The sequence below is a fragment of the Clostridium sp. HMP27 genome (genome assembly GCF_000765165.1).
In the GTDB taxonomy this organism is placed as follows: Bacteria; Bacillota; Clostridia; order Clostridiales; family Clostridiaceae; genus Clostridium_AK.
The window spans coordinates 176,124-202,664 of sequence record NZ_JMFY01000034.1 but is presented as its reverse complement, the minus strand read 5'-3'; the positions used below and the strand labels follow the sequence as shown (position 1 = coordinate 202,664).

At 30.0% G+C, this 26,541-nt stretch carries 26 protein-coding genes; 1 reads left to right on the top strand and 25 read right to left on the bottom strand.

Going from position 1 to position 26,541, the window contains the following annotated elements:
- Window position 1 precedes the first annotated feature (1 nt).
- From aroB to deoC, 24 genes are all read right to left on the bottom strand, one after another.
- A complete protein-coding gene (aroB, locus tag DP68_RS15155) occupies window positions 2-1,078 on the bottom strand; it encodes a 3-dehydroquinate synthase (protein WP_035310947.1) in 1,077 nt (358 codons plus the stop codon).
- Between the two features lie 78 nt (window positions 1,079-1,156).
- Window positions 1,157-1,798 carry a DivIVA domain-containing protein gene (locus tag DP68_RS15150; protein ID WP_035310946.1) on the bottom strand — a complete coding sequence of 214 codons (642 nt, stop codon included), beginning with the start codon at window positions 1,796-1,798 and terminating at the stop codon, window positions 1,157-1,159.
- A gap of 14 nt (window positions 1,799-1,812) precedes the next feature.
- Complete coding sequence (locus DP68_RS15145) at window positions 1,813-2,439, bottom strand: YlmH/Sll1252 family protein (RefSeq protein ID WP_291549616.1); 627 nt, start codon at window positions 2,437-2,439, stop codon at window positions 1,813-1,815.
- A 148-nt stretch (window positions 2,440-2,587) separates the two neighbouring features.
- On the bottom strand, window positions 2,588-2,860 hold the full coding sequence (locus DP68_RS15140) for a YggT family protein (RefSeq protein ID WP_035310942.1): 273 nt from the start codon (window positions 2,858-2,860) through the stop codon (window positions 2,588-2,590).
- A 14-nt stretch (window positions 2,861-2,874) separates the two neighbouring features.
- Window positions 2,875-3,348 (bottom strand): cell division protein SepF, encoded by a 474-nt coding sequence (gene sepF / locus DP68_RS15135; protein ID WP_035310941.1) that lies wholly within the window; start codon window positions 3,346-3,348, stop codon window positions 2,875-2,877.
- A 17-nt stretch (window positions 3,349-3,365) separates the two neighbouring features.
- Window positions 3,366-4,040 (bottom strand): YggS family pyridoxal phosphate-dependent enzyme, encoded by a 675-nt coding sequence (locus DP68_RS15130; protein ID WP_035310939.1) that lies wholly within the window; start codon window positions 4,038-4,040, stop codon window positions 3,366-3,368.
- A 65-nt stretch (window positions 4,041-4,105) separates the two neighbouring features.
- Complete coding sequence (locus DP68_RS15125; protein ID WP_035310936.1) at window positions 4,106-4,822, bottom strand: DUF881 domain-containing protein; 717 nt, start codon at window positions 4,820-4,822, stop codon at window positions 4,106-4,108.
- A gap of 10 nt (window positions 4,823-4,832) precedes the next feature.
- Window positions 4,833-5,174, bottom strand: coding sequence for a DUF1290 domain-containing protein (locus tag DP68_RS15120; RefSeq protein ID WP_035310934.1), 342 nt, complete (start codon window positions 5,172-5,174; stop codon window positions 4,833-4,835).
- Window positions 5,175-5,185: 11 nt separating this feature from the next.
- Window positions 5,186-5,914, bottom strand: coding sequence for a DUF881 domain-containing protein (locus DP68_RS15115; RefSeq protein WP_035310930.1), 729 nt, complete (start codon window positions 5,912-5,914; stop codon window positions 5,186-5,188).
- Window positions 5,915-5,930: 16 nt separating this feature from the next.
- On the bottom strand, window positions 5,931-6,737 hold the full coding sequence (locus DP68_RS15110) for an FtsQ-type POTRA domain-containing protein (protein WP_052085835.1): 807 nt from the start codon (window positions 6,735-6,737) through the stop codon (window positions 5,931-5,933).
- 140 nt (window positions 6,738-6,877) lie between these two features.
- The gene (gene spoVE / locus DP68_RS15105; RefSeq protein ID WP_052085834.1) at window positions 6,878-8,011 is read right to left on the bottom strand and encodes a stage V sporulation protein E; all 1,134 of its coding nucleotides are present in this window, start codon (window positions 8,009-8,011) and stop codon (window positions 6,878-6,880) included.
- A gap of 31 nt (window positions 8,012-8,042) precedes the next feature.
- Window positions 8,043-8,999: a phospho-N-acetylmuramoyl-pentapeptide-transferase gene (gene mraY / locus DP68_RS15100; RefSeq protein ID WP_035310928.1), complete on the bottom strand. Its 957-nt coding sequence runs from the start codon at window positions 8,997-8,999 to the stop codon at window positions 8,043-8,045.
- Between the two features lie 44 nt (window positions 9,000-9,043).
- Window positions 9,044-10,435 (bottom strand): UDP-N-acetylmuramoyl-tripeptide--D-alanyl-D-alanine ligase, encoded by a 1,392-nt coding sequence (gene murF, locus DP68_RS15095; protein ID WP_035310927.1) that lies wholly within the window; start codon window positions 10,433-10,435, stop codon window positions 9,044-9,046.
- Between the two features lie 17 nt (window positions 10,436-10,452).
- Window positions 10,453-11,901: a UDP-N-acetylmuramoyl-L-alanyl-D-glutamate--2,6-diaminopimelate ligase gene (locus tag DP68_RS15090; RefSeq protein WP_035310925.1), complete on the bottom strand. Its 1,449-nt coding sequence runs from the start codon at window positions 11,899-11,901 to the stop codon at window positions 10,453-10,455.
- Window positions 11,902-11,952: 51 nt separating this feature from the next.
- Window positions 11,953-14,097 (bottom strand): stage V sporulation protein D, encoded by a 2,145-nt coding sequence (locus DP68_RS15085; RefSeq protein WP_291549638.1) that lies wholly within the window; start codon window positions 14,095-14,097, stop codon window positions 11,953-11,955.
- 59 nt (window positions 14,098-14,156) lie between these two features.
- A complete protein-coding gene (locus DP68_RS15080; RefSeq protein ID WP_035310922.1) occupies window positions 14,157-14,648 on the bottom strand; it encodes a septum formation initiator family protein in 492 nt (163 codons plus the stop codon).
- Window positions 14,649-14,684: 36 nt separating this feature from the next.
- Complete coding sequence (gene rsmH / locus DP68_RS15075; RefSeq protein ID WP_035310920.1) at window positions 14,685-15,617, bottom strand: 16S rRNA (cytosine(1402)-N(4))-methyltransferase RsmH; 933 nt, start codon at window positions 15,615-15,617, stop codon at window positions 14,685-14,687.
- A gap of 20 nt (window positions 15,618-15,637) precedes the next feature.
- Entirely contained in the window at window positions 15,638-16,066 is a 429-nt protein-coding gene (gene mraZ / locus DP68_RS15070) for a division/cell wall cluster transcriptional repressor MraZ (RefSeq protein ID WP_035310917.1), read from the bottom strand.
- 306 nt (window positions 16,067-16,372) lie between these two features.
- A complete protein-coding gene (locus DP68_RS19745) occupies window positions 16,373-16,531 on the bottom strand; it encodes a hypothetical protein (protein WP_291549604.1) in 159 nt (52 codons plus the stop codon).
- A gap of 910 nt (window positions 16,532-17,441) precedes the next feature.
- A complete protein-coding gene (locus DP68_RS15065; RefSeq protein WP_035310916.1) occupies window positions 17,442-18,620 on the bottom strand; it encodes a DegT/DnrJ/EryC1/StrS aminotransferase family protein in 1,179 nt (392 codons plus the stop codon).
- A 41-nt stretch (window positions 18,621-18,661) separates the two neighbouring features.
- Complete coding sequence (locus tag DP68_RS15060; RefSeq protein WP_035310914.1) at window positions 18,662-19,855, bottom strand: methyltransferase domain-containing protein; 1,194 nt, start codon at window positions 19,853-19,855, stop codon at window positions 18,662-18,664.
- Between the two features lie 149 nt (window positions 19,856-20,004).
- Window positions 20,005-21,102 carry a redox-regulated ATPase YchF gene (ychF, locus tag DP68_RS15055; protein ID WP_035310912.1) on the bottom strand — a complete coding sequence of 366 codons (1,098 nt, stop codon included), beginning with the start codon at window positions 21,100-21,102 and terminating at the stop codon, window positions 20,005-20,007.
- A 132-nt stretch (window positions 21,103-21,234) separates the two neighbouring features.
- On the bottom strand, window positions 21,235-23,610 hold the full coding sequence (locus tag DP68_RS15050; RefSeq protein ID WP_035310911.1) for an ATP-binding protein: 2,376 nt from the start codon (window positions 23,608-23,610) through the stop codon (window positions 21,235-21,237).
- Window positions 23,611-23,743: 133 nt separating this feature from the next.
- Entirely contained in the window at window positions 23,744-24,403 is a 660-nt protein-coding gene (gene deoC / locus DP68_RS15045; RefSeq protein ID WP_035310910.1) for a deoxyribose-phosphate aldolase, read from the bottom strand.
- Between the two features lie 349 nt (window positions 24,404-24,752).
- On the opposite strand from deoC, the gene DP68_RS15040 reads away from it, so the two are divergent.
- Complete coding sequence (locus tag DP68_RS15040; protein ID WP_035310907.1) at window positions 24,753-25,160, top strand: hypothetical protein; 408 nt, start codon at window positions 24,753-24,755, stop codon at window positions 25,158-25,160.
- A gap of 52 nt (window positions 25,161-25,212) precedes the next feature.
- Here DP68_RS15040 and brnQ read toward each other — a convergent pair whose 3' ends face one another.
- Window positions 25,213-26,517, bottom strand: coding sequence for a branched-chain amino acid transport system II carrier protein (gene brnQ, locus DP68_RS15035; protein ID WP_035310906.1), 1,305 nt, complete (start codon window positions 26,515-26,517; stop codon window positions 25,213-25,215).
- Window positions 26,518-26,541 lie beyond the last annotated feature (24 nt).

Here is a 26,541-nt window from a genome sequence, read left to right as displayed (position 1 = left end):
TTCAAGATATGCTATTTTTTAATGCATTTATAATATCTTTTTTATTTATTTCTACTTTTACTTTTGGCTTATTCAAGTCCTCTAATAATACAAATCTTATTTTATCATCATTTTTTTTATCACGATTAATAGCATACATAAATAAAGTATAATTGTCAACTTTATACTTTGTAGGAAGCCTTAGCTTTTCATATAAGTTAACGATATTCCCATATAAGTCCCTTCTTAACTTACATATGTTTTCAGAAAGTTTTATTGAGGTAAGCATACCCAGCGCTACAGCTTCCCCATGAGTTAATTTGCCTCCTGAATTCATTTCAATAGCATAACCTACTGTATGCCCAAAGTTTAATACATTTCTGATTCCTCTATCATTTAAATAATCTTTTATTATTTCTGATTTTATCTTAAGAGAGCTTTTTATTATATGAATCATTTTATCTGTTTCTTTTTCCAATATACCCTTATAATTTTCATTTAAAAAGTTTAAAAAACTACTATCTCTAATAAGTGCATATTTTACTACTTCCCCTAATGCTCCTTGGAACTCCTTTTGTTCTAATGTCTTCAAGAAATTTGTAGATATATACACAAACTCTGGATGATGAAAATTTCCTATTATATTTTTCACGCCATTATAGTTATATCCTACTTTTCCTCCTACAGAACTATCTACTTGGGATAAAAGAGTTGTAGGTATGTTAATATATCTTATTCCCCTCATATAAGTAGAGGCTACAAACCCAACTATATCTCCTACAACACCTCCACCTAATGCTATTAATAAACTATTTCTATTTGCGTTATTTTCTATTAAAAAAGAGTATATTCCTTGAACCGTATTTATGTTCTTATTTTCTTCCCCTTCTTTAAAACAATATTCCTTCACGTTATATTGTTCCTTCAATTTTTCAATACTATCTTTATAAATCGAATGCACCTTATCATCTGTAATTATAAACATTGAATCCTTATCTTTTATCTTATTTTCAATTAAAGCTTGTGAAAATCTATCCATAGATGAAGTTATATATACTTTGTATTCCCTATCCTTTAGCTTCACACTTAGTTCTTTCATATTTCTATCCCCTCTCTTAATTAGCAGGATAAATAAATTTTCAATAAAAAATCTCACTCTGACGAGCGAGATTTTTTATTATCTTTCTGCAAAAAAACTCTTAATTTGATTTAATTCTTCAGTATCAAGAACTTTAGTTTCTTCTAAATCTTTTTTCATGAAACTTTCATCATTACTTAGTTCTATGCTTATATTATTTCCTAATTCCTCTAGATTTAAACTATCATTTTTACTTTTATCTACATAGTTACCTATATTATAGCTTCTTATATAATCTTTTTCCATTGTCTCAAATACTTCTAGCTGAGATTGCATAAAAGTTTTAAACTTTGTCTTAAAGATTATGAACTCTTGCTTTGTTCGCTCAAAATCATCATTTATTTTCATTACTTCATTATGAGCCTTATCCAAAATTCTTTGAGCTGTTTCATTGGCATTTAACACAACAAGCTCTGCTTCCTTTTGAGCTGTTCTCTTAGCTTGATCAGAAGCATTTTGGGCAAGTAAGAGCGTGCTTTGAATTGTATCTTCCATTTTTGCATAATGCTCAATATTTTCTTGTAATGCATTTATTTTTTCTTTTAAATATGAATTTTCTTTATACAAAGTTTCATAGTCTTCTGCTATCTTTTCTAAAAACTCTTCTACTTCGTCCATGTCATATCCTCTAAAGGATTTCTTAAATTCCCTACTTGTTATATCCATAGATGTTGTTTTCATACGCCCACCTCATTTTAGATAAATTTCTTTAGTAATATTTTAAATCTGCCGCTGCCTGTAGTACCCACTTGAGATACTATTTTATACTTACCATAACCCCTTATAGTAAGTATTGAATTTTCCTGAACGATTTCATCTTTTTCAGTTTCTACTCTATAGTCCTTTATAACCTTGCCTTCTTTTATAATATCTAAAGCTTTACTTCGAGAAAGCCCTGTTATAGAACTAACAATAGAATCTAATCTAAAAGAAGTTGATATTATATTTTCCTCTTGAAACTTATGCTGTGGCAAATCTTCAGTATATATATCAACCATCTCCACAATACATGGACTATTTCCTACAGATTTTAAGTTATATACTATATAATCAGCCAGTTCTTCATATACTGCCACATATGCTGAGGAATCTCCACATATTAAATCTCCAAGCTTTTCCCTTTTTATACCTAATGATAAGATACTTCCTAAATAATCTCTATGAGTTAACTTAGTAAATTCAGATTTATTTTGTATCTTAATTAAACTTATTGGGAAATGCCATATTTCCTTCTCCGAAAAAGCTATTACTTTTCTTTCTGCCTCATCAAATATCCCAAATGAGCTTACATTTACACCCAAAGTCCCTTTAGCATTTTCCAAATACCTCCAAACATTTGGAGGATAAAATTCCTCTGTGTACACTTCTCTTCCTGTTTTTAAGCAAAAACATATTTTCTCATATAACTTTGAAACTTTATTCTTGTCTTCAAAAGACAATGCATTTAAAAATGCTTTTTTATCCATCATATTACAAAAGAAGAATAAGTGAAAATGTAATTTTTCTTAATATAGATATAATAAAAAAGGCAATTATCGGAGAGAAGTCAATCATAAAACCTGGCATAATTTTTTCCTGAATTTTTCTTCCTGGAGCAAGTAATGGTTCTGTAATAGAGTGTAGAAAATAAGTAAATTTATTTTCTACTCCCCTCATAACAAAGGAAAGTATTATTTCTGCAAATATTGCATACTCCATTACAACAAATAACAAACTAAAAATTTTGTATAAAATAACGTTCATATAAACCTCCAGCCTTATTTATTCCAGCTAAAAATCCCCTTATTTGACAATTCATTTTTAAGTTCACTATCTACTTCTACATTAGAAGGGGATACTATATATATTTTACATCCTACTTCTTCTAAATTCCCACCTAATGCATAAGTCGCCCCACTCATGAAGTCTAGTAACCTTTGCCCTACTTTAGGCTCTAACCCTGTAGAATTCACCACTACTATCTTTCTATTTTTTAAGTGGTCACATATATCCACTACTTCATCATAGGTAGAAGGTTTCACTATCATAACCTTTGGATTTACAGAAGTATGTATACTTACTATTTTATTTGGTTTTTTTGAATTAGATGATATTATTGGTTCATATTCTTCCCTTCCATTATCACTTCCAGATATGCCATCTTCCATCTCATCTGTATCTTCTTCTAGTTCTTCTATTTCATCTTCGAGTCCTATAAGACTCATCATCTTATTTAGTACTTTTCCTGCCATGTAAATTTCCTCCTTTATTAAGCATTAATAATTGTGTAATCTCTTTTACCGAATATCCCTTGACCTATTCTCACCATATTAGAACCTTCTTCTATGGCTATCTTATAATCTCCAGTCATACCCATTGAAAGGTATTTCATTTTAATATTTTTAAAACTTCTCTTACTTAAGTTATCGAATATATTTTTAACCTCTTTAAAGTATATTCTACAAGAATTTTCATCACCTATAGGTATTACAGTCATAAGTCCTTCTACATTTACGTAATTACAATTTTCTATAACATTTAATAGTTCTTCTAAGTCTTCTTTCATTATTCCAGACTTATTTTGTTCTTTTCCTATATTTATTTCTATAAGAACATGAGCTATTAACCCTGTCTTAGCATATTGTTTTTCTATTTCTTCTAACAACTTTATGCTATCTAAGGAATGTATAAGATTAACTTTGCCTACAATGTATTTAACTTTATTTCGCTGTAAATGTCCTATTAAATGCCATGTTACATCTTCTTTATTAAAATGCTCTATCTTATACATTAATTCCTGAACCTTATTTTCTCCAAAATCTCTTATTCCGCATTGATATGCCTCATCCATATCTTCCAATGGCTTTGTTTTTGATACAGCTATAAGCTTAACTCCACTTGGAATAGTAGGATTAATATTTATTACATTTTCAGCAATAGACATATTATCATCCCCTTTTAATCTTAATTATTCTTCATAAAATCCAAAATTCCTTCAAATTTATCTATTTACTTAAAAGATTTTATAAATTTATTTTTAAAATTTCCGCTAAAAGCTGGTATTATAATATCATGTGAATCTTCTATATCTACTTGTATGTCTCTAAACATCAATGCCTTTAAGTAGTTTTCATCTCCAAGCATATATGCTTTTAATGTTTCTTTATTGCCTATAGCTTTTATATAAAAAGGAGCACTTATTTGTATGCCATTGACTCTTAAAAAAGGACCATTGCAGTATATACTTGAATTCCCTATAAGTCTATTCCCATTTACAGAAATAGCTTCTGCACCAGAATTCAGCAAATCGTTTATTACCTGCACCATATCAGTATTATGTATCAATTTTAATTGATATTCAAAAGGGTCCTCTACAAATTCTGTGCTTGCATCATTTAGTGTAATTAATATTCCTTGTCCATGCACTTCAGTTCCACCAAGTATATTATTATTGTAGTCTATTTCCTTTATTATTTCATTTCTTATCTTATTTCTATCCTGTATACTTTCCTCATATTTACGAAGCTTATTAGAATATTCTTCATACTGTCTATTTAAGTTACTTATATCATTTATAAGTTGATTTTTATGAGCATAGTTATCCTGGTATTCCCTACTGCTTAACATTATTTGACTTTGTCTTGAAAAACTAATATTTGTAGCTATCAGTACTCCTATAATAATAGAAGCTATAAACAAAAATATATTAGCCTCATTTTTTTTCATTAAATTCACCTCATTGACGAGATTTTATCTTTTCAATAAGAATTCTTCTTATCATTGCAAAGCTATCAAATATTCTTCCTCCGAATACTACTACAGCAGCTATATATATTGGGACACCCAGCTTATCTCCAATATATGTAAGCCCTGCTGCAATAATAGCATTTCCAAAGAAGCCTGAAATAAATATATCAGCTTGAAAGTTTTTAGAAAGATTAGCTCTTATAGCTCCAAATACAGAGTCTAAAGCCGCTAGTATTGCAATGGATAAATACGGAGAAAACTTATCTGAAATATTTATATTAAGTACAAGTCCTAATATCATACCTATTATTAGTCCCAAAAACGCAATCATTCAAGTCACCTCTATTTTTTATTTTCTTTTTCTACAGGTTTTGCATAGTTAAATTTATATGTTTTATTATATTTTTGAACCTTTATATCATCAGAGACTTCATATTTAACCTCAGAAATACCTTTAAAATCTGATAATGTTTCTGGAAAATTCAAAGCAGCCTCTAAATTCTTTTTATCTCCTATAGCTTTTATTGTTATCTTTTGTGAGGGTGATACTCTATCCTCACCATTTATTATAATAGTACTTCCAGAAATTCTTATACCAGACTTTAATGTAAGTCTTATATCATTTATGGAAATAGCTTCTGCTCCAGCAAATCTTAATTCATTTACTAAATAAACTAAATGCCTATCTGTTATTGTCATTCCTCCGTTATTTCCAAAAATATCTTGATTAGGTATCAGTTGTATCACTATACCTTCCCCTTGAACATCTGTCGTACCTGTTAAACGTCTAGTTTCTTCCAAATCTACTAAAAGTTTTTTGGTAGTATCATCGTTTCCTGCTGCTGTTGATTCATAATCATTTAATTTAGTTTGAAGTTCTTCTATCTTTTTATTTAATCCTTCTTTATCCTTTTTATATTGTTCAATTTCCGTATTAACATTATTGGCTGTATACTGATTTACATTTAATAATTTTTCTCTTTTTAAAATAGCTTTAAATTGATATGCTAAAGTAAATCCAAGCACTGCACATACTAAAGCTAAACTTATTTGTGAAGTCCACTTACGCATAAAAAATTCCTCCTACTTACTCTATGAAAACTACAGGATTGCCTTCAAAACTCACATCTATATATCCCTTTTTCCCTTTTAGTTCTTCCTTTTGAAAAACTATATTAAAAGCCTTATTAAGCTTCTCGTCTAAGCTTTGATTATTTCCAAGTTTAATGCAAATATTATTATAATATACTTTTATATTTGTTATATCTCCTATATCTACTGTTGAAACTCCATAGTTATCCTTTTTATTTCCTAAAAGAGCAGACAATTCTCTAGCAGTTTCTATCTTTCTTTCATCATCCACTACAATCGGCTGACCCAATTTGCTTTTACTTTCATCAAACCCTTGTAGTTTTACTAGTTTCATATTATTTATATCTTGTCTTTCTTCAAGTACAGCTCCATTTCTGTCTAATACAAAATATTTATTTCCTTTATTCCCGTAAAATACTGCTTCCCTTTCCTTTATAGTTATAACTAAAGTACTTGGTAGTTTTCTTTTTATCTGAGCTTCCAATATATATGGATTCTTTAATAAGTTCTTTTTAGCACTATCTAAATCTATATAAAAAATATTATTCCCTTTGCTAATCTTAGAAGTTTCTATGACATTACTTATAGATATATTCTTATTATTTTTTACATTTATATCCTTTATATTAAAATACGGATGCTTAAGAAGTAAAGTCATCAAAACTCCAATTAAAAATAATAATGACAGCACTAATTTTTTCATAAATTTTTTTCTTCTTCTCTTTATTATAAATTCATTTTTTTCGTTAGTATCATCCTCTACTTCTTTGTTTTTGTTATTTATGTTTGTAACTTCTATCATTTCAACTCTCCACCCTAACCATTTGTTCATATATTAATAATAACACTTGCTATGATTAATTTCATTAAAATTTTTATTAAATTTTTCTTATTACAAAATTATAGCATTGCAAATGCTTGCAATGCTATAATCCAAACTTTTTAACCGTTACTTTTTTGTCTTGATACATTCAAAAGTACTCCCATAGCTATGAGATTCAATACTAAAGATGAGCCTCCATAGCTTATAAATGGTAGTGGAACTCCAGTTACAGGAATAGAACCAGTAACAACTGAAATATTTATAATTGCCTGTATTGCTATAACTGCAGTTATACCTGTAGCAAGCATTGTACCAAAGGTGTCTTTTGCTTTAACAGCAGTTACTATTCCTCTCCATATAAATATAGAAAATAACAGTACTATAAACGCACACCCTATAAGCCCTAATTCTTCCCCTATAACTGCAAATATAAAATCATTATGTGGCTCAGGAATATAATAACACTTTTGCCTTGATTGCCCTAGCCCTACTCCCCAAATCCCTCCAGAACCTAATGCTAAGAAAGACTGTATTAATTGATAACCTGTTCTCTGAGGATCTATCCAAGGATTTCTGTAGGTAAAAAATCTAGCTCTTCTAAAAGGCACTAAAAGTATGGCTGCTGCTCCGGCACATACAACTGGTGCTACTACTGCTAAAAGATGAGAAAACTTTGCACCAGCCACAAAAAGCATTATAAAAGTTACTCCCATTATAACAGTAGCTATACTTAAGTTTTTTTCTAAATATACAAGTGCAGCATAAAATCCTCCAACTAAAAGATAAGGTATTACTCCACGGAAAAAAGTCTTTATCTTTTCTCCTTTCATTTCTATACTTTTAGCTATAAACAAAACTACCATATACTTAGCTATTTCTGATGGCTGAAATGTAGCTGGTCCCAGCGGTATCCATCTTCTTGCACCATTTCTTTCTGGAAACGCAAATACTACTAAGAGCAAAAGTGTCGTAATAATCATAATTATTTTTGTATGTTTTTTTATTTCATGATAATCATAGCTCATGGCAATAAACATAAATATTACTCCAAGTGTTGCCCATAATCCTTGCCTCTTTAAAAAATACATACTGTCTTTATACTTATAAAAGGCAAAATAAGAACTAGCACTAAAAACCATAATTACTCCTACAGCTACGAGTAACATTATCACTGAAAAAAGAAAAAAATCTACAGTTCCCATTTTATTTGAGAATCCTTTATTTTGGAATCTTTTCTTTTGGAGCCTTCTCATAATAACCTCCTAAAAAATTACTTATAAATCCTTAAAATGATAAAAATGCAATCATACAAAGTATCACAGTTGCAATAGAAAATGCTGATACTACTTTAGTTTCATGCCATCCACATAGCTCAAAGTGATGATGAAGAGGGCTCATTTTAAATATTCTCTTACCTGTCAACTTAAATGAAGCAACCTGAAGTATTACAGATAATGTTTCCATAACATATACTCCCCCTACTATTATTACCAATAAAGGAAGCTTTAAAATCATAGCCACTGCAGCCAATGCTCCTCCCAATGCAAGCGATCCAGTATCACCCATAAATACTTGAGCGGGGAAAGCATTGTATCTTAAAAAACCAAGCAAAGCTCCTGCTACTACTGCACAAAATATTGATAAAGTATAATTTCCCATATTAAAACTTACTATAACAAAAAATGTCATAACAAGTATAGTAACAGATGTGGCAAGCCCATCTAAACCATCTGTCAAATTTACAGCATTAGTGGTTGCTGCGAAATATATTATTATAAACGGAATGTAAAGCATTCCCAAATCAACTGCTTTGCCTACAAAAGGAATTATAATAGAGGTTCCAATTTCAGGATTATTTGCTGCATAAAATCCGAATCCAAAAGAAACCAAAAGGAGCATTAACATCTTTTGATAAGCTCTAAGCCCTAAATTATTCTTATGTATAATTTTAAGAAGATCATCTATAAATCCTATACATCCAAATGCAATAAATGCATATAATGCAAACATTGCCTCATCACTCGGCTTTCTTACCAATATCATCATAGATATAATAGAGGCTACAATAAATATTACCCCTCCCATAGTTGGTGTTCCTGCTTTTTTTTGATGGCTTTTCGGTCCTTCTTCTCTTATATTTTGGCCAAATTTTAGTTTATGAAGAATTGGTATAAGTATTGGTCCTCCTATAACAGAAAATATAAAAGCTACTAATACAGAATAAATTATCTTGCTGTTCATCAATAGTCAGGCTCTCTTACTTAAGAGCCCTTCACCTCCTCGAATTAATTGCTTCTTAAAGCTTCTACAATTTTTTCAAAACGCATAGCTCTAGATGCTTTCACAAGTACTACATCATCTTTTTTTAAATACTCTTTTAAAACCTTTGCCGCTTGGTCTGTATCCTGCACTTTTATAACTTCCCCAATATCTCTTTTGCTTATATCTTCCTTAAACCCTTCTTCATAAGCATCTTGGAATTCTCCTACAGCTATTAAAGTATTTACTCCCATTAATTTTGAAAACATTCCCACTTCCTTATGAGCTTCATATGCTTTATGTCCTAGTTCTTTCATACTTCCAAGTACTACTATTTTCCTATCCCCGTTTATGTTCATAAGTACTTCTATAGCCGCTTTCATAGAATCCGGACTTGCATTATAACAATCATTAACTATGGTAAACTTTTCTTCTTTTATTATATCCAATCTCATAGAAGTAAACTTCAAATTACTAAATCCTTGTTTTATTAGTTTGAATTCTATACCTAACTTTCTAGCACATGCTATAGCTAGGAGTGCATTAAGCACATTATGTTTACCTGGTGCTTCAATATGAAAATCTTCTTCTTCTCCCGTAGAATCTTCCCGAACTGTAAAGCTTATACTTTTTTCATTTAACATTATATTATAAGCATATAAATCTTTTTTATTTTCTATTCCTGTTTTCACGACATTAAAATTATTAAATTCAATTTCTGATAAAAAATCATTATCTGCATTCACTATTAATGTATTTTCATTATTAAAAAAATTTGTAATTTCTAATTTAGCCTTTAATATATTTTCTCTAGTTTTCAAATTTTCTATATGTGTTATTCCAACATTAGTTATAAGAGCTATGTCCGGTTTAGCAGCCTTTGCCATATTGTGTATTTCACCTAAATTATTCATTCCCATTTCGAGTACTGCTATATCAAAGGTACTATCTAATTTAAACATCATAAGCGGAAGTCCTATTTCATTGTTAAAATTCCCTTCTGTTTTAAAAACCTTAAACTTACCACTTAATGCTGCATGAGTTAAATCCTTTGTTGAAGTTTTTCCAGTGGAACCTGTGATTCCTACAATTTTTATATTAAGCATCGTTCTATAGTATTCTGCTAAATCTAGTAAAGCCTTTTTCGTATCATCAACCTTTATTATAGACGTATACTCCTTTAAATCTTCCGTTTTAAAATTCAGCTCATCAACTATACATACCAAAGCTCCATTATTACTTGCTTCAATTATATAATTGTTTCCATTAAAGTTTTCTCCCTTAAGAGCTATGAATATACTCTTTTCCCCTATCTTTCTCGTATCCGTTGATATATTGTCATAATCAAAGGCATTCCCTCTTACTATTACCTTACCTCCTACAGCAGTTACTATTTCATCAAAATTCATATATTCCACTTGAAAAACTCCTTCCTCTAGTACAATTCCTGTATTATTTCCTTTACTATTTCTCTTTCATCAAAGTGTATTGTTCTATCCTTTAATATTTGATAATCTTCATGACCTTTCCCTGCAACAACTACTACGTCACCTTTTTTTGCAGTTTTCATAGCTTCTTTTATAGCATCACGTCTGTTTTCTACTACTATATAATTATGTTTTTCTATTCCTGAAACTACATCATTTATTATAGATATTGGTTCTTCACTTCTTGGATTATCGGAAGTAATTACAGCTATATCGCTTAACTCAGTGCCTAGTCTACCCATTATAGGCCTTTTAGTTTTGTCTCTATCTCCTCCACAGCCAAATACGCTTATAAGTCTTCCTGAAGTAAATTCTTTAGCTGTCTTTAATATATTTTCAAGACCATCTGGAGTATGTGCATAATCTATTATAACATCATATCCTAAATCATAATCTTTAGTAACTAACTCGCATCTACCAGGTACCCCTGACATATTTGCAAGTCCCTTATTTATAACTTCAATATCTATTCCTTCACATATACACACAGAAGCACTACCCAAAGCATTCATTATGTTATATTTCCCCGGTATATTAATTTCAACATGAATTTTGTTGTTATTATAATTCATATCAAATTCTGCTCCACGGGAATGCATAACTATATCAGAAGCCGCTACATTGGCACTTTTGTCTAAAGAATAAGTTATTTTATTTGATAAAACTTCCTTGTATATTCTCTCACCATAAATATCATCAATATTTATTATGGAATTCTTACTATTTTTAAATAGTAAGAACTTAGCCTTGTAATAATTCTCAAAAGTCTCATGAAAATCTAAATGATCTTGAGTTAGATTTGTAAATAAACCTTCCTGAAACTCTATTCCATAAACTCTATCTAGATAAAGCGAATGTGATGATACTTCCATTACACAATAATCTACACCATCATCTACCATATCTTTAAACAAACTATGCATTTCTAACGATTCTGGGGTAGTTCTATCAGCATGTAACTTTTTATTACCAATGTAATTAGCAATAGTTCCTAAAAGACCTACTTTATAACCTGCTGTTTCAAGTATTGATTTTATCATAAATGTAGAAGTAGTTTTTCCATTGGTACCTGTAACTCCTATTATTTTAAGCTTATCTTTAGGATTCTCATAAAAGTTTGATGCTGCAATTGCTAGTGCTTTTCTACTATCTGAAACTTTTATAATAGTGCACTTTGGCATATCATCAAGTATATCTTCACATAGGATTACCTTTGCTCCATTTTCATATGCCTTGTGTATAAACTTATGTCCATCGGTACTATATCCTTTTATAGCAACAAACATATCTCCATTCGTTACTTTTCTTGAATCATAGTTTATATTGTTAATTTTTAAATTATCATCACCATTTAATAATTTATAATCTAATCCTTTTAATAATTTTCTTAAAAGCATTTTAAACACCCCTTTACAGTATAACAGTGAACGGCAAGCCGTTCACTGTAATTAATCTCCTACTTCTTCTAATCTTACAAAAACCGTAGTTCCTTTAGATACTTCCTTACCTTCCTCTAAGCTTTGATCATATATAAGTCCATATCCTTCATACTGAACCTTAAGTCCTAAGCTATTTAAAAGTTCTGACGCTCTTTCAATACTATATCCAGTTATACTTGGAACTACTACCACTTTATTATTATAATTTGAAGAATTTCCTGTGTAAAGAAGAATCTTACTTCCTTCTTTCACAGTATATCCAGGTTTTGGATTAATATCCGCGATATACTCTCCATTTTGTTCCACTTGATAATCTAAATTATACTCTTTTAATACCTTTAATGCATCCGCTTTTTTCATACCTCTTATTTCAGGAATAACTACATCCTTTTTAAGACTTTCTGCTACTTCATCTGAGGTGGCATCAGCTTTAAATGCTAAATAATTAAATATATCATTAAATACTTGCTGCGCTACTGGAGCTGTAATTTGCCCAGCATAATAGTTAGATGGATCTGGTTCATCAATAGATACAAATAAAGTTATTTGAGGTTTATCTGCTGGCGCCATACCTCCAAATGAAGATATATATTTACCTTGACCATACACCCCATTTATAACCTTTTGTGCAGTACCTGTTTTCCCACCTATATGATACCCTTCAATAAAGGCTTTCTTTCCTCCACCTTCAGATACTACCTTTTCTAAATAACCTCTCAAAATGGCCGCCTTATTGCTATCTAAAATTTGTCTTTCATTAAAATTACTATATTCCTCATCTACAACTTCTTTCCCTGTCTTTTCATCAGAGTGAACTACTTTTTTAAGTACATGTGGTGTAATAAGCTTTCCACCATTAGCTACTGCATTAAAAGCTGTTAAATACTGAATAGGAGACATTGTATTTGCCTGTCCAAAAGAAATTGTAGCTAAATCTATGTCTGCCATATTTTCAGCTTTTTTAATTATTCCTCTGGCCTCTCCTGATAAATCTATACCAGTTTTTTCGCCTAACCCAAATTTTTTAATATATTGATACAACTTTTCTTTACCTATTTTTTTACCTACTTCTGCAAAGCCAACATTACAGGAGTTTTTAAGTATGCCTGTAAAATCTTGTGTTCCATGTCCAGATGTTTTCCAGCAATGAATTGTCCTACCCCCTATTGTTACAGAACCATTGCAAACAAATTTATCACTATTACTTATTGCATTTTCTTCAAGTGCAGCAGCAGCAGTAATAACTTTAAAAATAGAACCTGGTTCATAGGCATCATTTACTGCTCTATTTCTCCAAAAGGTTTGGAGTTCTTCGTAATTCTTACCTTCTATCCATGGATTATTAGGATCATAATCTGGCTTATTAACCATCGCTAGTATTTCACCATTATTAGGATCCATTGCAATTATAGTAACAGCTTTAGCTTTATTATCGCTTAAAGCCTGGTCAGCAGCTTTTTCAGCAAAATGCTGTATCATTTCATCTATAGTTAAAACCACATCTTTCCCATCTTTAGGTTTACTAAATTCAGATATAACATATGGAAGCTCCCTAGATCTTGTGCTGTCCATTTCTGCTATTCTTTTTCCAGGCTCTCCTGAAAGGATCTTATTGTAACTAAGCTCTACTCCAGTCAAACCATTTCCATCAGAATTAGTGTGTCCTAATACATGAGCTAAAAAGTTATTATTAGGATAATATCTTTTTGTATCTGCAGAAACTATTACGCCATTTAATTTTAAATCTCTAACTTTATCTGCTATAGGTTTCTCTATTCTTCTTTTCAATGTAGCTGATCCATAAGGAAGGCCACTTGGGAATCTTTTGTTTATAATTTTTACTATTTCATCTGTTTTCATTTCAAGTATTTGGGATAACTTTGCTCCTATATCTTCCGGAGTCAATTTTAAATCTTCCATGGTATTTCTCAATGTATTTAAGTCTAAATCTACTCTATACACATTAGCACTTACTGCAAGTTCATTCCCGTTTCTATCCAATATTCTTCCCCTTTTAGCAGAAATCTGAACTTCACTGGTCCATTGGTCTACTGCCATCTTTTCATACTTTGGGGATTTATATATCATAATAAAACTTAACCTTCCTATAAGGCAGGTAAATAAAAATATAAGGACTAGCAGTATAATAAACATTCTTTTCTTAATTATAACTCTATCCCTATATACTTTTTTATCCAAAACATATACCTCCGTTAAAATAACTTGCTAAAAAAATTTTTTATTAATCCTTCATCCTTTTGTGTATCTAATTGTTTTTTCGAAGCCTTAACCATCTCGTTTTTTAAATTGCAGTACATTATATTTGATTTAGTAGGACTTACCATATTAAGTTTATTAGTAGCAACATCCTCTATATACTGCAAGTTATTAAACTTCACCAGTTCTACTCTTAAATTTTCATTTTCCTTATTTATAGTATTAATTTCTAGACCGATGGCATTTAATTCTCTTTGCATTCCGTATATCATACTATAACGTCCTATAAGTGTAACTCCAATTATAAAAGTAACCCCTATATTTCTAAGTGCCTTTAATTTTCCACTTGAAACTTTTTTATCTTTTTTTATCCCCTTTTTACTATTGTTTTCTTTGTGCCCCCCATTTTGTGATATTTCAGGTTCTGGTGCTAGCACCGTATTACCATTTATATAGCTGCCGTATGCCTTCTTCTCCGTTATTATCACTTTATTCACTCCCCTTTTTAATTAGAACAAGTAACTTTATTTTTTTTCTGCAACCCTGAGCTTAGCGCTTCTACTTCTTGGATTACCTTCCACTTCTTCCCTTGATGGTTCTATTGGTTTTCTAGATATAACCTTTACCATAGATTCTTTTCCACATACACATATAGGAAAGTCCCTTGGACAATCACATGGGCTTTCTAATTCCCTAAACTTATTTTTAACTATTCTATCTTCTAACGAGTGAAAGGTTATTATGGACATTCTCCCTCCACTTTTTAGTTTACTTACTCCATCTTCCATTGCCTTATTTAAAATTCTAAGTTCTCCATTCACTTCTATTCTTATAGCTTGAAAAGTTCTTTTTGATGGATGAGGCCCCTCTCTTCTAAACTTAGCTGGTATTGCCCTTTTTATTATCTCAGTAAGCTCGCCTGTAGTTTCTATAGGTTTCTCACTCCTATGTTCTACAATAAATTGGGCTATTCTCTTCGCAAAATTTTCTTCTCCATATTCTCTTATAACTTTATATAATTCTTCAAAAGAATACTCATTAACCACATTGTACGCAGAAAACTCTATTCTTCTATCCATTCTCATATCTAATGGAGCATCATTCATATAACTGAACCCTCTGTCTTTTTCATCTAATTGATATGAAGAAACTCCTAAATCTGCAATTATTCCATCTACCTTGTCTATACCTAAGTTTTCTAAAATATTTTCTATATTATAAAAATTATCGTGTACATAAGTTACATTTTTATAGTCCTTTAATTTTTCTTTTGCAGCACTTAGAGCATCTTCATCTTGATCTATACCTATAAGTCTTCCTTTATCAGAAAGTCTTTTAAGTATCTCACTGGAATGCCCTGCTCCACCCAAGGTACAATCTACGTATATTCCATCTTCCTTTATATTCAAACTATCAATTGTTTCATTTAATAATACAGATACATGTTTAAATTCCATACTGTTACCACCTTTATATTTTAAATTCCTAGTTCACTCATTTTTTCCGCTATTGCTTCGTAATCTACATTAGATTCATTGTATTCTTCCCAACTTTCCTTACTCCATATTTCTATTCTATTAGATACTCCTATACTTACTATTTCCTTTTTTATATGGGCATATTCCAATAAGTTCTGAGGTATTAATGCTCTTCCTTGCTTGTCCATATCTATTTCGTTAGCACCTGAAAAGAAAAACCTTACAAATGCTCTTGCATCCTTACTGGTTAAAGGGAGCTTTTTTAACTTTATTTCTAGTTCCTTCCAATCTTCTAGTGTGTAAATATATAAACATCCATCCAATCCCTTGGTTAATATAAACTTTTCCCCTAGATTTTCTCTAAACTTTGCAGGGACTATCATTCTATTTTTAGGATCTATAGCATGGATATACTCCCCTATAAACATTTTTACACCTCAATTAACTATTTCACTCCACATTAAACCACTTTATACCACTTCTCTTATTATTCTATAATAAACCAAAAAATCCTTCTTTAAAAGAAGTTTTTAATAAAAATTTGAAAAATATTAAAGTATGCCATTTCAGTCTATTTTAAAATCCTTTTTATTGTAACTATAACACTCTAATGGAAAGTAGAGCATTCATTAATAATTAAGATAACCTTTTCAAGAACTAGGATGATATATAATATAACCATTTTATACAACCTAGCTCTTGAAATCTTCAAAGCAAATTTAAAAATTTATCTCTTAATCATTAAGCTTTTTATCCATATTTTGCATTGCTTTTTTCACTTCATCTTTACTTAAATCTGTAGTTGAAAGTATCTCAGTTATTCCAATATTAGATTCCACCATATTTTTAGCCCTCTCTATAGCTTCTTCGTGTTCCCCTTTTCTTCTGTTCATATAATCACTCCCTTTTTTATTTAAGAATATATTTATTTTGTCATCTTTTATAAGAATTTATTTAAAAATAGTCAAAAAATAAAACCCAGCTAAAATTTATATAGCTAGGTTTAAAAAACACACTAAAAGGATATTACGACATATTTAATGTTGAACCTATCGTATGGGATTTGCATTTAAGAAAGCGTTCACTACGTAAAGAAGCTCTAATATCTATGAATTTAAATCACCTAAACTTTTTAAACTCGCTGCCCCTCAGACAGTAAAAAGTTCTTTACGGTGTTTTAAATTCATAAATAAAGAGCTTCTAATTGCTTGTTCAAAGCCTTCTACAATGCAAATCCCATACTAAATTCAGCATTAAAATGTCTTCATGCACACTGCTGAAGGAAGAAATTTCGCTTTGCCGAAATTTCTTTTCAATTACCACTTATCAAAGGTCTGATAAGCCCACAGGCCGATAGGTCGCAAAATATTAATCATCCTATTTTTTTATTAAGAATCTGTTATAATACTATTTTTCTTTAACTTATAAATTAAATTTTTCATTTATTTTGTATAAATTCTTCTAAACTTAAAGGCTATCGCCCTAAAAATCTTTATGTGCTAATTCCTAAAACATCCTAGAAATTCAGTTAGCTGAATTTCTTCCTTCAGCAGTTCACATGAAGAACTTTTTAATGCTCTGGAAGCATAGAATTTTTATCGTAGAAGGCATTGAATGAGCCTTAGAATAGCTTTATTTATAAATTTAAAATACCGTTAAGAGCCGCCTACTGTTTGAGCGATGGCGAGTTTAGACGGCTTAGGGATTTTAAATTTATAAATATTAGCGATTCTCGGCGAAATGAACGCCTTCCTAGATGAAAATTCTATACGACCCAGAGCATTAAAAATCGTCGTCTTATTTCTATAGTTGTTTTTCAACTGCCTTTATAAGTTCCTTTATTAAATATTCAGCATCTTCTAATGAAAGAGTTGAATATACTGGAAGACTTATCTCATTTTTATATTGATTATATGCATTTGGATAATCTTCTATTTTATATCCTAAATTTTTAAATAATGTAAACATTGGTAAAGGTATAAAGTGAACATTAGTTGCAATATCCTTTTCTGCGAGCTCTTGAATAACTGCATTTCTTTGCTCTTCTTCAAACCCTTTTACTCTAAGAGGATATAAATGATAAGAAGTTTCTTTTATATCATCTTTTGAAAATGGTATTATAGCCCACTGTTTATCCTTTAATGCATTTGTATATATTTCAAATATACTTCTTCTTATATTAAGCATTTCTCCATATCGTTTCATTTGTACTAGACCTAATGCAGCTTGAATATCTGTCATGTTACATTTAAGTCCATCAGTTATTATATCGTACTTCCATGCTCCAGCCTTCATTTTAGATAATGCATCTTTAGATTGACCGTTAAGCGATGTATACTTAAGCACCTTTAGCAAATCTTCTTTTCCATGAAAATTATTATCGTTATATGTTATTGCTCCGCCTTCTGCAGTAGTCAAATTCTTCACTGCATGAAAAGAAAATACATGAAAATCAAATTGTCCTCCTACCTTTTTTCCTTTGTAAGAAGCTCCATAGGAATGTGCAGAGTCAGAAATTAAAATTATATCTTCTCTTCCTTTTCTCTTAAGCACTTCTCTTATCTTATCATAATCTACAGGAACTCCTGCAAAATCTACTGTCATGATTGCCTTTGTTTTAGGGGTTATAGCCTTTTCAATCCCTTCTATATCTATAAGAAAGCTTTCCTTTTCTACATCTACAAAAGTAGGCTTTATTCCTCTATGAAGTATTACATTAGCTGTGGAAGTATAGGTATATGGAGTTGTTATAACTTCATCACCCTCTTTTATATCATAAACTTTTAAAACAAGTTCCATTCCTGCGGTTGCACTAGCTACTGCTACAGCATTATTTGTATTTGTATATTTCGCCATAACTTTTTCAAACTCCATAACTCTAGGTCCTGAAGTTATCCATCCAGATTCTAATGCTTTAACCACTTCTTCTATTTCTTCGCCAGTTACATCTGGTGGTGAAAAAGGTATCTTTTTATTTGTCATTTAAAACACTCTCCTTAAAATCATATTTATATTATAAAAAATTATTTTTCACACATAAAAAAACCTGTATCCTTTGTTATATATATATACCCTTTATCAGTAATTTTATCTTTTAGTAAAACTTTTAAGTCATTTATTTTTTTATAGTCAAAGTTCTCTTCTATTGTTCCTGGCATAGAAAGTATATAGTTTATAAGAGCTTCTATGTCTGTAAGTTTTAAGCTATCCTCATATCTTTTCAAGGTAATATAATCAAAATAATTTTTAAGTATATTTTTCCCATTTTCCAGCTGAAATTTTTTAGTTAAATTAAACGACTCTATACTCAAAAGTTCTTCATCTATATTTCCAACTAATTCTCTCATTTCTTTCATATGACCTTTCCCTACAGTAGACGCATAAAATAACCCATCAGGTTTCAAAACTCTTTTTATTTCACTTAATGCCTTATCTAAATCTTCAGCATGGTATAGCATATGATTTGCTATAATTATATCAAAAGAGTTATCATAAAAAGGTATTTCTTCTATATTTACAACTCTAAAGTTAAATTTCATTTTAGCTTTTTCTAGATTTTTCATAGCATCCATTAACATTCCTTCAGAAAAATCTGTTAATGTTATTTCTAAGCCTTCTGGAATCTTATCTAAATTCTTTGTCCAAAAGGTTGCATCTCCGCAGCCTAACTCAAGAACCTTCTTCTTATTATTAAAATTCAAGAATTTAAAATACCACTCCATCCAACCTTCTTTATTAGTACTATATAATTCATGAATTTTTATTCTTTCTCTTAAATTAGAAGCATTATAGTACTGCTCCATCCATTTATTATCTATATTTATTATGCTTATTATATCTATAAACTTATTCCAATCTAATCCTTCATTTTTATTTACCATTTGAAGCGTTTCATCTATGGATCTTATTACATGATTAAGATGATGTATCTTTTGTTCCATTATGCTTTTTTGAATTTCGAGTGATTTTTTAAAATTTTCGTCGCTTATATCCTTTTCTATGATATATTTTATATCTTCTAACGAAAGCCCTATAAACTTTAATGTAAGTATATTTTGGAGTTTACCAAAATCCCTTTTATTATAAAGTCTATATCCAGCCTTATTATACTCACAGGGTTTTAAAAGTCCTATTTTATCATAATATCTTAAAGTTCTTATAGTTATTCCGGCAGCTTTTGCAAATTCACCTACTGTAAATAACTTTTCTTTTTTCATATTATTCCCCCTATATGTATATAGTAAACCATTACGTTAGGTAAGGGTCAAGATTTTTTTATAAATAAACAAAAAAAATTCTGCTAAATGCAGAATTTTTCTCTAAATTTATTCGTTTCCTGATAGCAATTAGTAATCTATAATTTAGATTAAACATTAAATCTAAATTGAACTATATCGCCATCCTTCATAACATATTCTTTTCCTTCTAATCTATAATATCCCTTTTCCTTTGCAGCTGCTTCAGAACCACATTCCACAAGCTTATCATAGGCTATTACTTCTGCTCTAATAAATCCTTTTTCTATATCAGAGTGAATTTTACCCGCAGCTTCTGGTGCTTTAGTGCCTATTTTTATAGTCCATGCTCTTACTTCCTGCTGTCCTGCAGTTAAATAACTCATAAGTCCTAAAAGCTTATAACCCGCATGAATAAGCTTATCAAGACCTGGCTCTTCAATACCATATTCTTCAAGCATTTCCTTCTTTTCTTCTTCATCTAAAGAAGAAAGTTCTTCTTCTATCTTTCCACTTATAACAACAACTTCTGAATCCTCAGCAGCTGCGTACTCCTTAACCTTTTTTACATAATCATTATCTAAATTCCCTGACATTAAATCATCTTCAGATATATTTGCTGCATATAATACTGGCTTAGATGTTAAAAGGAATAATCCTCTCACAAATTCAGCATCTTCATCATTTAGTTCCATAGTTCTTACAGGTTTTCCTGATTCTAGGTGAGCTTTTATTTGCTCCATAAGTTCTTGTTCATGCTTTGCCTTCTTATCTCCGCTTTTTGCTAGTTTATTATTCTTTTCCATTCTTCTATCTAAAACTTCCATATCGGAAAATACTAGTTCTAAGCTTATAGTTTCTATATCTCTTATAGGATCTACAGAACCTTCAACGTGAACTACGTTAGGGTCATCAAAACATCTTACCACATGAAGTATAGCTTCAACTTCTCTTATATGTGATAAAAACTTATTTCCTAATCCTTCACCTTTACTTGCACCTCTTACAAGACCTGCTATATCATAAAACTCTACACTTGCATATACCTTCTTTTTGGATTTATATATTTCTTCTAATACATTTAATCTCTTATCTGGAACAGTTACAACTCCCACATTTGGTTCAATAGTGCAAAATGGATAGTTTGCAGCTTCCGCTCCTGCATTAGTTATAGCATTAAATAAGGTACTTTTACCTACGTTTGGTAAACCTACAATTCCTAATTTCATATATGTACACATTCCCTTCCTAACTTTATGTATAATTCCTTATAAATTATAATATACCAAAGTTAGTAATGCAAATAATTTAAAATAAAAAAACTTAAGAGATATTTTACCCCTTAAGTTTTTTTATTTTATTTATTCTATCTCATTTTTTTCAACAACTTCCTCTTTCACTTTTGCCTTAGAAGATGATTTTTTCTTTTTAGGAGTAACAGTAGGTACTGAAGTGTATTTAATCATTTCATTTTCCATGACTTTCAACACCCCTTTAAAATCAATCCCATCTTCTCCCATAAGCAAGTTTACTGCATCTTCAATAGTATCCATAGTATATATTGAAAAACTTCCCTTTGCTATGGCCTGCTCTACTTCCGGACTTAATACTATATTATCTATATTAGTTGCAGGTATCAAAACTCCCTTTCCTTTTACTGTATCTATCTTTTTGCAAACCTTAAAGAATCCCTCTATTTTTTCATTTACTCCTCCTATGGGCTGTACTTCTCCAAACTGATTTAAAGAACCTGTTACAGCTATATTGTTTTTTATGCCTATTTTACTTAAAGAAGATAACATTACAACCACTTCTGCAACTGATGCGCTATCTCCATCAACTTTTCCATATATTTGCTCGAAGGTCAAATGAAAATCTACTGGAAGTTTTCTATATCCTCCCATTAAAGTATTCATATACCCCCTTAATATATTTATTGCTTTACTGTGTATTTTTCCGCTCAAATCGCTATCCTTTTGAACATCTATTATATTGCCATCTCCTTTATAGCAGCAGCAGGTTATTTTTACAGGCTTTCCAAAGCTAATGTATCCTGTGTCTAGAACTGTAAGACCATTTATTTGCCCAACAGCCTTATCACATACATTTATAAATATTTTCTTTTCCTCAAAGTACTCCTGAAATTCCTTTTCTATAGTTTCTTCCTGATAAGCTATACTCACTATATCCTTAGCCTTTATTTTATTTCTGCCTTCATTTACAACCTTATTATTTGCAAGCATTAAAATCTTATCTATTTGCCAATCATTAAATACCATCTTTCTTTTGCTTTCTGCAACTCTTGAAAGATATTTTTCTACTTCCAGCACAGCGCCTTTCTCAAGAGGCATTAAATTATTTTCTTTTGTTATCTTATTTATAATTCTAATTAGTGCACTATGATTATTGTCATTTATTTTTACTAAAGGATTAAATTCCGCCTTTATTTTAAATATCTTCTTGAAATCCTCATCGTAGCTATAAAGCACATCATAGCTTTGATAATCTCCAATTAATATAACCTTTTCTTTTATTTTAATAGGTTCTGGATGCAGTCCACTTAATGAAAGAAGTTCTAAATATCCCCTGTTGTAATCCATATCAACTTTTTCATTCATAAGAGACTTTTTCAAATAATAATAGGATGATGGATTTGCAAGCAAGTTATTTATTCTAATAATAAGGCATCCACCATTTGCCTTTAACATAGACCCTGCTTTAATTAAACTTACATCTGTTACATAGGTTCCATTTTTATTCTCGTATTCTATGCTTCCTAAAAGATTTGAAAGACTTGGATCTTCTTCATATATACATCTAGGTTTTTTATAATTTGTATTATCAACAATTACATTTACTGTATATTTATATATTATTTCACTTATGCCTTCTTCATCTTCCTCATAACTCATTGTATAGTTATCCACAAGCTGCTTCTCTATTTCAGTACACATATTATCTAAGAAACTAAGTACTTGTTCTTCACCTTTAAATTCCTTTTTATAAGACTTTTTTATCTCCTTACTACACTCAGTATAGTATTCAACTAATAATTCTTTTATATTTTCAATTCCTTCTTCTTCTTTATCTTTCATCTCATCTAGTATATCTTGAGCCTTTTTCTTTAATACAGAAACCTTATTTAAAATATCATCTTTTTCAATTGACTCAAGCACATCATATTCCTTTTCACTCATAGGGTTTCCATCATCTTTTATAGGAACAAAGGTAAAGCCTCCTTGACTAAATTTTATATCAAACCCATTTTCTTCTGCAATTTTTACCATTTTACTTACAAGTTCGCTTCTATTCTTCTCAACTATTTCAACTAGCTTTTCCTTTTCTTTATGCTCTGATGTGTTATAAAAATCAAATGTATTTTCTAAATAAATTCTTTGAATATCTTCTACATACTTTTTAAATACATTTCCTTTTCCATTACTTAAAAAAAATGCCTTGGGATTCTTAGTGTCTTCATAAACCACGTAGCATATATCCTTTGGAGGTTCTTCTTTAAAGTTACTTTCCACAAAGCTTACTATATTTTCTAGTTTATCCTTTGAAAAATCATCTATAAGATAAACATTATAACCTTCCTTATTTATCTCTAAGGCAGTCTTTATTTGAGTATATACTTCATCATACTCTGGAAGATAGTATTTATTATCTATACCCATAGCAATATTTTTAAAACTAGATTTATATTTTACTTCCTCCACTGTAAGTTTTCTTAACATTATTCTCCCCCCTTTTATCCCGTTATTATAATAATATTCGTCTAATTTAGTTTTAGAAATAAATTTTATGTAAATAAGTAAAAAAAAGAAAAAAGCCAGCTTTTAACTGGCTTTAATTTAAGACTAGTATTTATTATTTTGCCTTATTTATTATATCAATGGAAGCTGATGCACCAATTCTTGTTGCCCCTGCATTTATAATCGCTATAGAATCTTCATAGGTTCTCACTCCACCTGATGCTTTAACTCCTAAATTTTCTCCTACAGCTTCTCTCATAATTTTTATATCTGAAACCGTTGCCCCTCCTGTAGAAAAGCCTGTGGAGGTCTTTACAAAGTCTGATCCTGCTTCCTTTGATAATTTACATGCCATTATTTTTTCTTCATCAGTTAAAAGACATGTTTCTATAATAACTTTAGTTAAAGCCTTTCCTTTTGCCTCTTTAACCACTGCCTCTATATCTTTCTTTACATAATCATAATCCTTATCCTTAAGTTTTCCTATATTTATAACCATATCAACTTCTGAAGCACCTTTTTCTATTGCATCTTTAGTTTCAAATGCCTTTGTAGCTGTAGTATTTGCCCCTAATGGAAATCCTATTACAGTACAAACTTTCACTTCACTTCCCTTTAAAAGTTTAGCTGCAAATTCTATGTTACACGGATTAATACACACAGACGCAAAGTTATATTGAAGTGCCTCCTTACATATTTCCTCTATCTTTTCCTCTTTTGTATCAGCCTTTAAAACAGTATGATCTATCATTCTTGCTAATTGATTTTTTGTCATAATATATTCCCCTTTCTTTTATAAATCAAATAAAAACTAGTTATATTTTAATAATAAATAGTTTTTATTTGATTTGCATATCAATAAATATTATACATCATTGTATATTATTTACCATTATTTATTAAAATATTTTAAGAGCGTGTTTTATTTTCCAGATTATGATTTCTAATTTTTAATATCTGCAAATAATAACTATACTCTATGGATAAAATATAAAAGTGGATTCGGTATTATCAAAGTTTCTTTTAAAACTTAAAATAGTATGCTATAATATACACATAATATTATATTTTGGAATTATATTGTCATTTATTACAAATATTTTAACGCAAAGGAGTAATAAAATATGGGCTTCAGAGAAAAAATAAATAAGTACTATGCAGAAAATTATATAAAAAAATATGGTGACAGATTATCTCAAGTACAAGGTAATGTAATATCTGTAAAAGTTGAAGAAAAAACCATACTTTGGATTTTCCATAAATTAACCGCAACGCTTCTTGTAAAACCAGAACGAAGTAAAAATGTTGTTAAATGCACTTATAAAAAAAATAGATGGTTTAAACCTATCACCTTTATTCCTGTGTCTCAAGGTAATTATGTTTTAGTTCAAGGACTAAAAGGTAAAAAAGGTAAGGAAAATAGAGAACAAATAGAAATAATGAATATACGAAATATGACAAATAAAAAAGACTTAATTCCTCTTGAAGGAAAAGAGCCAAAGGTTCAAAGAGTTAAACAAAAATATAGATAAATAAAAAATCAGGGAATTTCCCTGATTTTTTTATTTACTTCAGAAAGAACATCTAGCTTTCTAAAATCTTATTAGAACCATTTTCATTTCCTTTGGTAATAAATAATGATATTACTAAAGATAGTAGTGTAGGAGTGACCCAAGCAAATCCTATACTTGATAATGGAATTATATTAAGAAATTCTTTAATAAATCCTCCATTAACACCTATAGATGGCAATGTTTCAATTATACCAAATATTAATGAAGTATATACTGAAGCCCTTAACACAAAATTATTTTTAGATAAACTTTTAGATAAAGTTATTAATATAAGAGTTATGGCCACAGGATATAGGATACTTAATACCGGTACGGATATTTTAACTATTTTATCTACTCCAAAATTCCCCATAGCTATACTAACTAAAGATATTACTATAGCATTTATTTTATATGGTAACTTTCCATTACTTATTTTATCAAAAAAGCTTGATCCTGCTGTTATCAATCCTATAGACGTAGTAAAACAAGCAAGCCCCATGGCAATTCCAATTATTACACTTCCATATTTCCCTAAGCTTCTTTTTGATATTTCTAATAATAAAGCAGTTTTAGATATATCTTTTGGTAGTATAGAACTTGTTTGCGCTCCTAAATACATTAGTCCCCCATACACTATGGCTAATCCAAATATTGCAACAAGTCCAGATTTTATAGTTATACTTATAGCTTCCTTATCTTTATAACCCCTTTGAATTACTGAGGAAGTAATTACTGTGGCAAACATCAATCCAGCTAAAGCATCCATAGTTTGATATCCTTCTATTAAGGAATTAGATAATACAGATGATGTATTTGTATCTATAACAATTCCTATTGGAGATAATAGTCCCTTAATTATTAATATTAATAGGGCAATTAATAAGGCTGGTGTTAAAAACTTTCCTATACTATCTATTACTTTAGAAGGTCTTAAAACGAAACATAAATTTAGTGCAAAGTATAAAATCATAGAAACCATAGAGGACATCCATGGAAATACAGGCTGTATAGTTAATTCATAAGTGGTAGCTGCAGTTCTTGGTATTGCGAGCATTGGTCCTATAGCTAAAAAAATAGCAACAGAACATATTATTGCAAAGCTTTTGCTTACCTTTCCTGCCATATCATTAAAGTTTCCATTGGTCTTAGTACAAGCTAGTATACCTAGAAACGGGAACCCCACTCCTGTTATTACAAATCCCAATGTAGCTAAAATAAATTTACTTCCCATTAAATTTCCAAGGTAAGGAGGAAAAATTAAATTACCTGCCCCAAAAAACATAGCAAACAATGCAAGACCTATTACTAAAAAATCCTTTGTAGTTTTTTTCATGAATAAAACACCCCTTAATTTATT

Coding starts and splice junctions, on each gene's coding strand:
- DP68_RS19745 (WP_291549604.1), bottom strand. CDS start 16,531: ATGAACAGAAGAAAAGGGGAACACGAAGAAGCTATAGAGAGGGCTAAA.
- DP68_RS15065 (WP_035310916.1), bottom strand. CDS start 18,620: ATGACAAATAAAAAGATACCTTTTTCACCACCAGATGTAACTGGCGAA.
- DP68_RS15060 (WP_035310914.1), bottom strand. CDS start 19,855: ATGAAAAAAGAAAAGTTATTTACAGTAGGTGAATTTGCAAAAGCTGCC.
- DP68_RS15110 (WP_052085835.1), bottom strand. CDS start 6,737: ATGATAGAAGTTACAAACATAAATAACAAAAACAAAGAAGTAGAGGAT.
- DP68_RS15130 (WP_035310939.1), bottom strand. CDS start 4,040: ATGTCTATTGCTGAAAATGTAATAAATATTAATCCTACTATTCCAAGT.
- brnQ (WP_035310906.1), bottom strand. CDS start 26,517: ATGAAAAAAACTACAAAGGATTTTTTAGTAATAGGTCTTGCATTGTTT.
- DP68_RS15140 (WP_035310942.1), bottom strand. CDS start 2,860: ATGAACGTTATTTTATACAAAATTTTTAGTTTGTTATTTGTTGTAATG.
- aroB (WP_035310947.1), bottom strand. CDS start 1,078: ATGAAAGAACTAAGTGTGAAGCTAAAGGATAGGGAATACAAAGTATAT.
- DP68_RS15090 (WP_035310925.1), bottom strand. CDS start 11,901: ATGCTTTTAAGAAAATTATTAAAAGGATTAGATTATAAATTATTAAAT.
- sepF (WP_035310941.1), bottom strand. CDS start 3,348: ATGGCAGGAAAAGTACTAAATAAGATGATGAGTCTTATAGGACTCGAA.
- mraY (WP_035310928.1), bottom strand. CDS start 8,999: ATGAACAGCAAGATAATTTATTCTGTATTAGTAGCTTTTATATTTTCT.
- rsmH (WP_035310920.1), bottom strand. CDS start 15,617: ATGGAATTTAAACATGTATCTGTATTATTAAATGAAACAATTGATAGT.
- DP68_RS15120 (WP_035310934.1), bottom strand. CDS start 5,174: ATGATTGCGTTTTTGGGACTAATAATAGGTATGATATTAGGACTTGTA.
- DP68_RS15085 (WP_291549638.1), bottom strand. CDS start 14,097: ATGTTTATTATACTGCTAGTCCTTATATTTTTATTTACCTGCCTTATA.
- DP68_RS15125 (WP_035310936.1), bottom strand. CDS start 4,822: ATGAAAAAAAATGAGGCTAATATATTTTTGTTTATAGCTTCTATTATT.
- DP68_RS15040 (WP_035310907.1), top strand. CDS start 24,753: ATGGGCTTCAGAGAAAAAATAAATAAGTACTATGCAGAAAATTATATA.
- DP68_RS15115 (WP_035310930.1), bottom strand. CDS start 5,914: ATGCGTAAGTGGACTTCACAAATAAGTTTAGCTTTAGTATGTGCAGTG.
- mraZ (WP_035310917.1), bottom strand. CDS start 16,066: ATGTTTATAGGGGAGTATATCCATGCTATAGATCCTAAAAATAGAATG.
- spoVE (WP_052085834.1), bottom strand. CDS start 8,011: ATGAGAAGGCTCCAAAAGAAAAGATTCCAAAATAAAGGATTCTCAAAT.
- DP68_RS15050 (WP_035310911.1), bottom strand. CDS start 23,610: ATGTTAAGAAAACTTACAGTGGAGGAAGTAAAATATAAATCTAGTTTT.
- deoC (WP_035310910.1), bottom strand. CDS start 24,403: ATGACAAAAAATCAATTAGCAAGAATGATAGATCATACTGTTTTAAAG.
- ychF (WP_035310912.1), bottom strand. CDS start 21,102: ATGAAATTAGGAATTGTAGGTTTACCAAACGTAGGTAAAAGTACCTTA.
- DP68_RS15150 (WP_035310946.1), bottom strand. CDS start 1,798: ATGAAAACAACATCTATGGATATAACAAGTAGGGAATTTAAGAAATCC.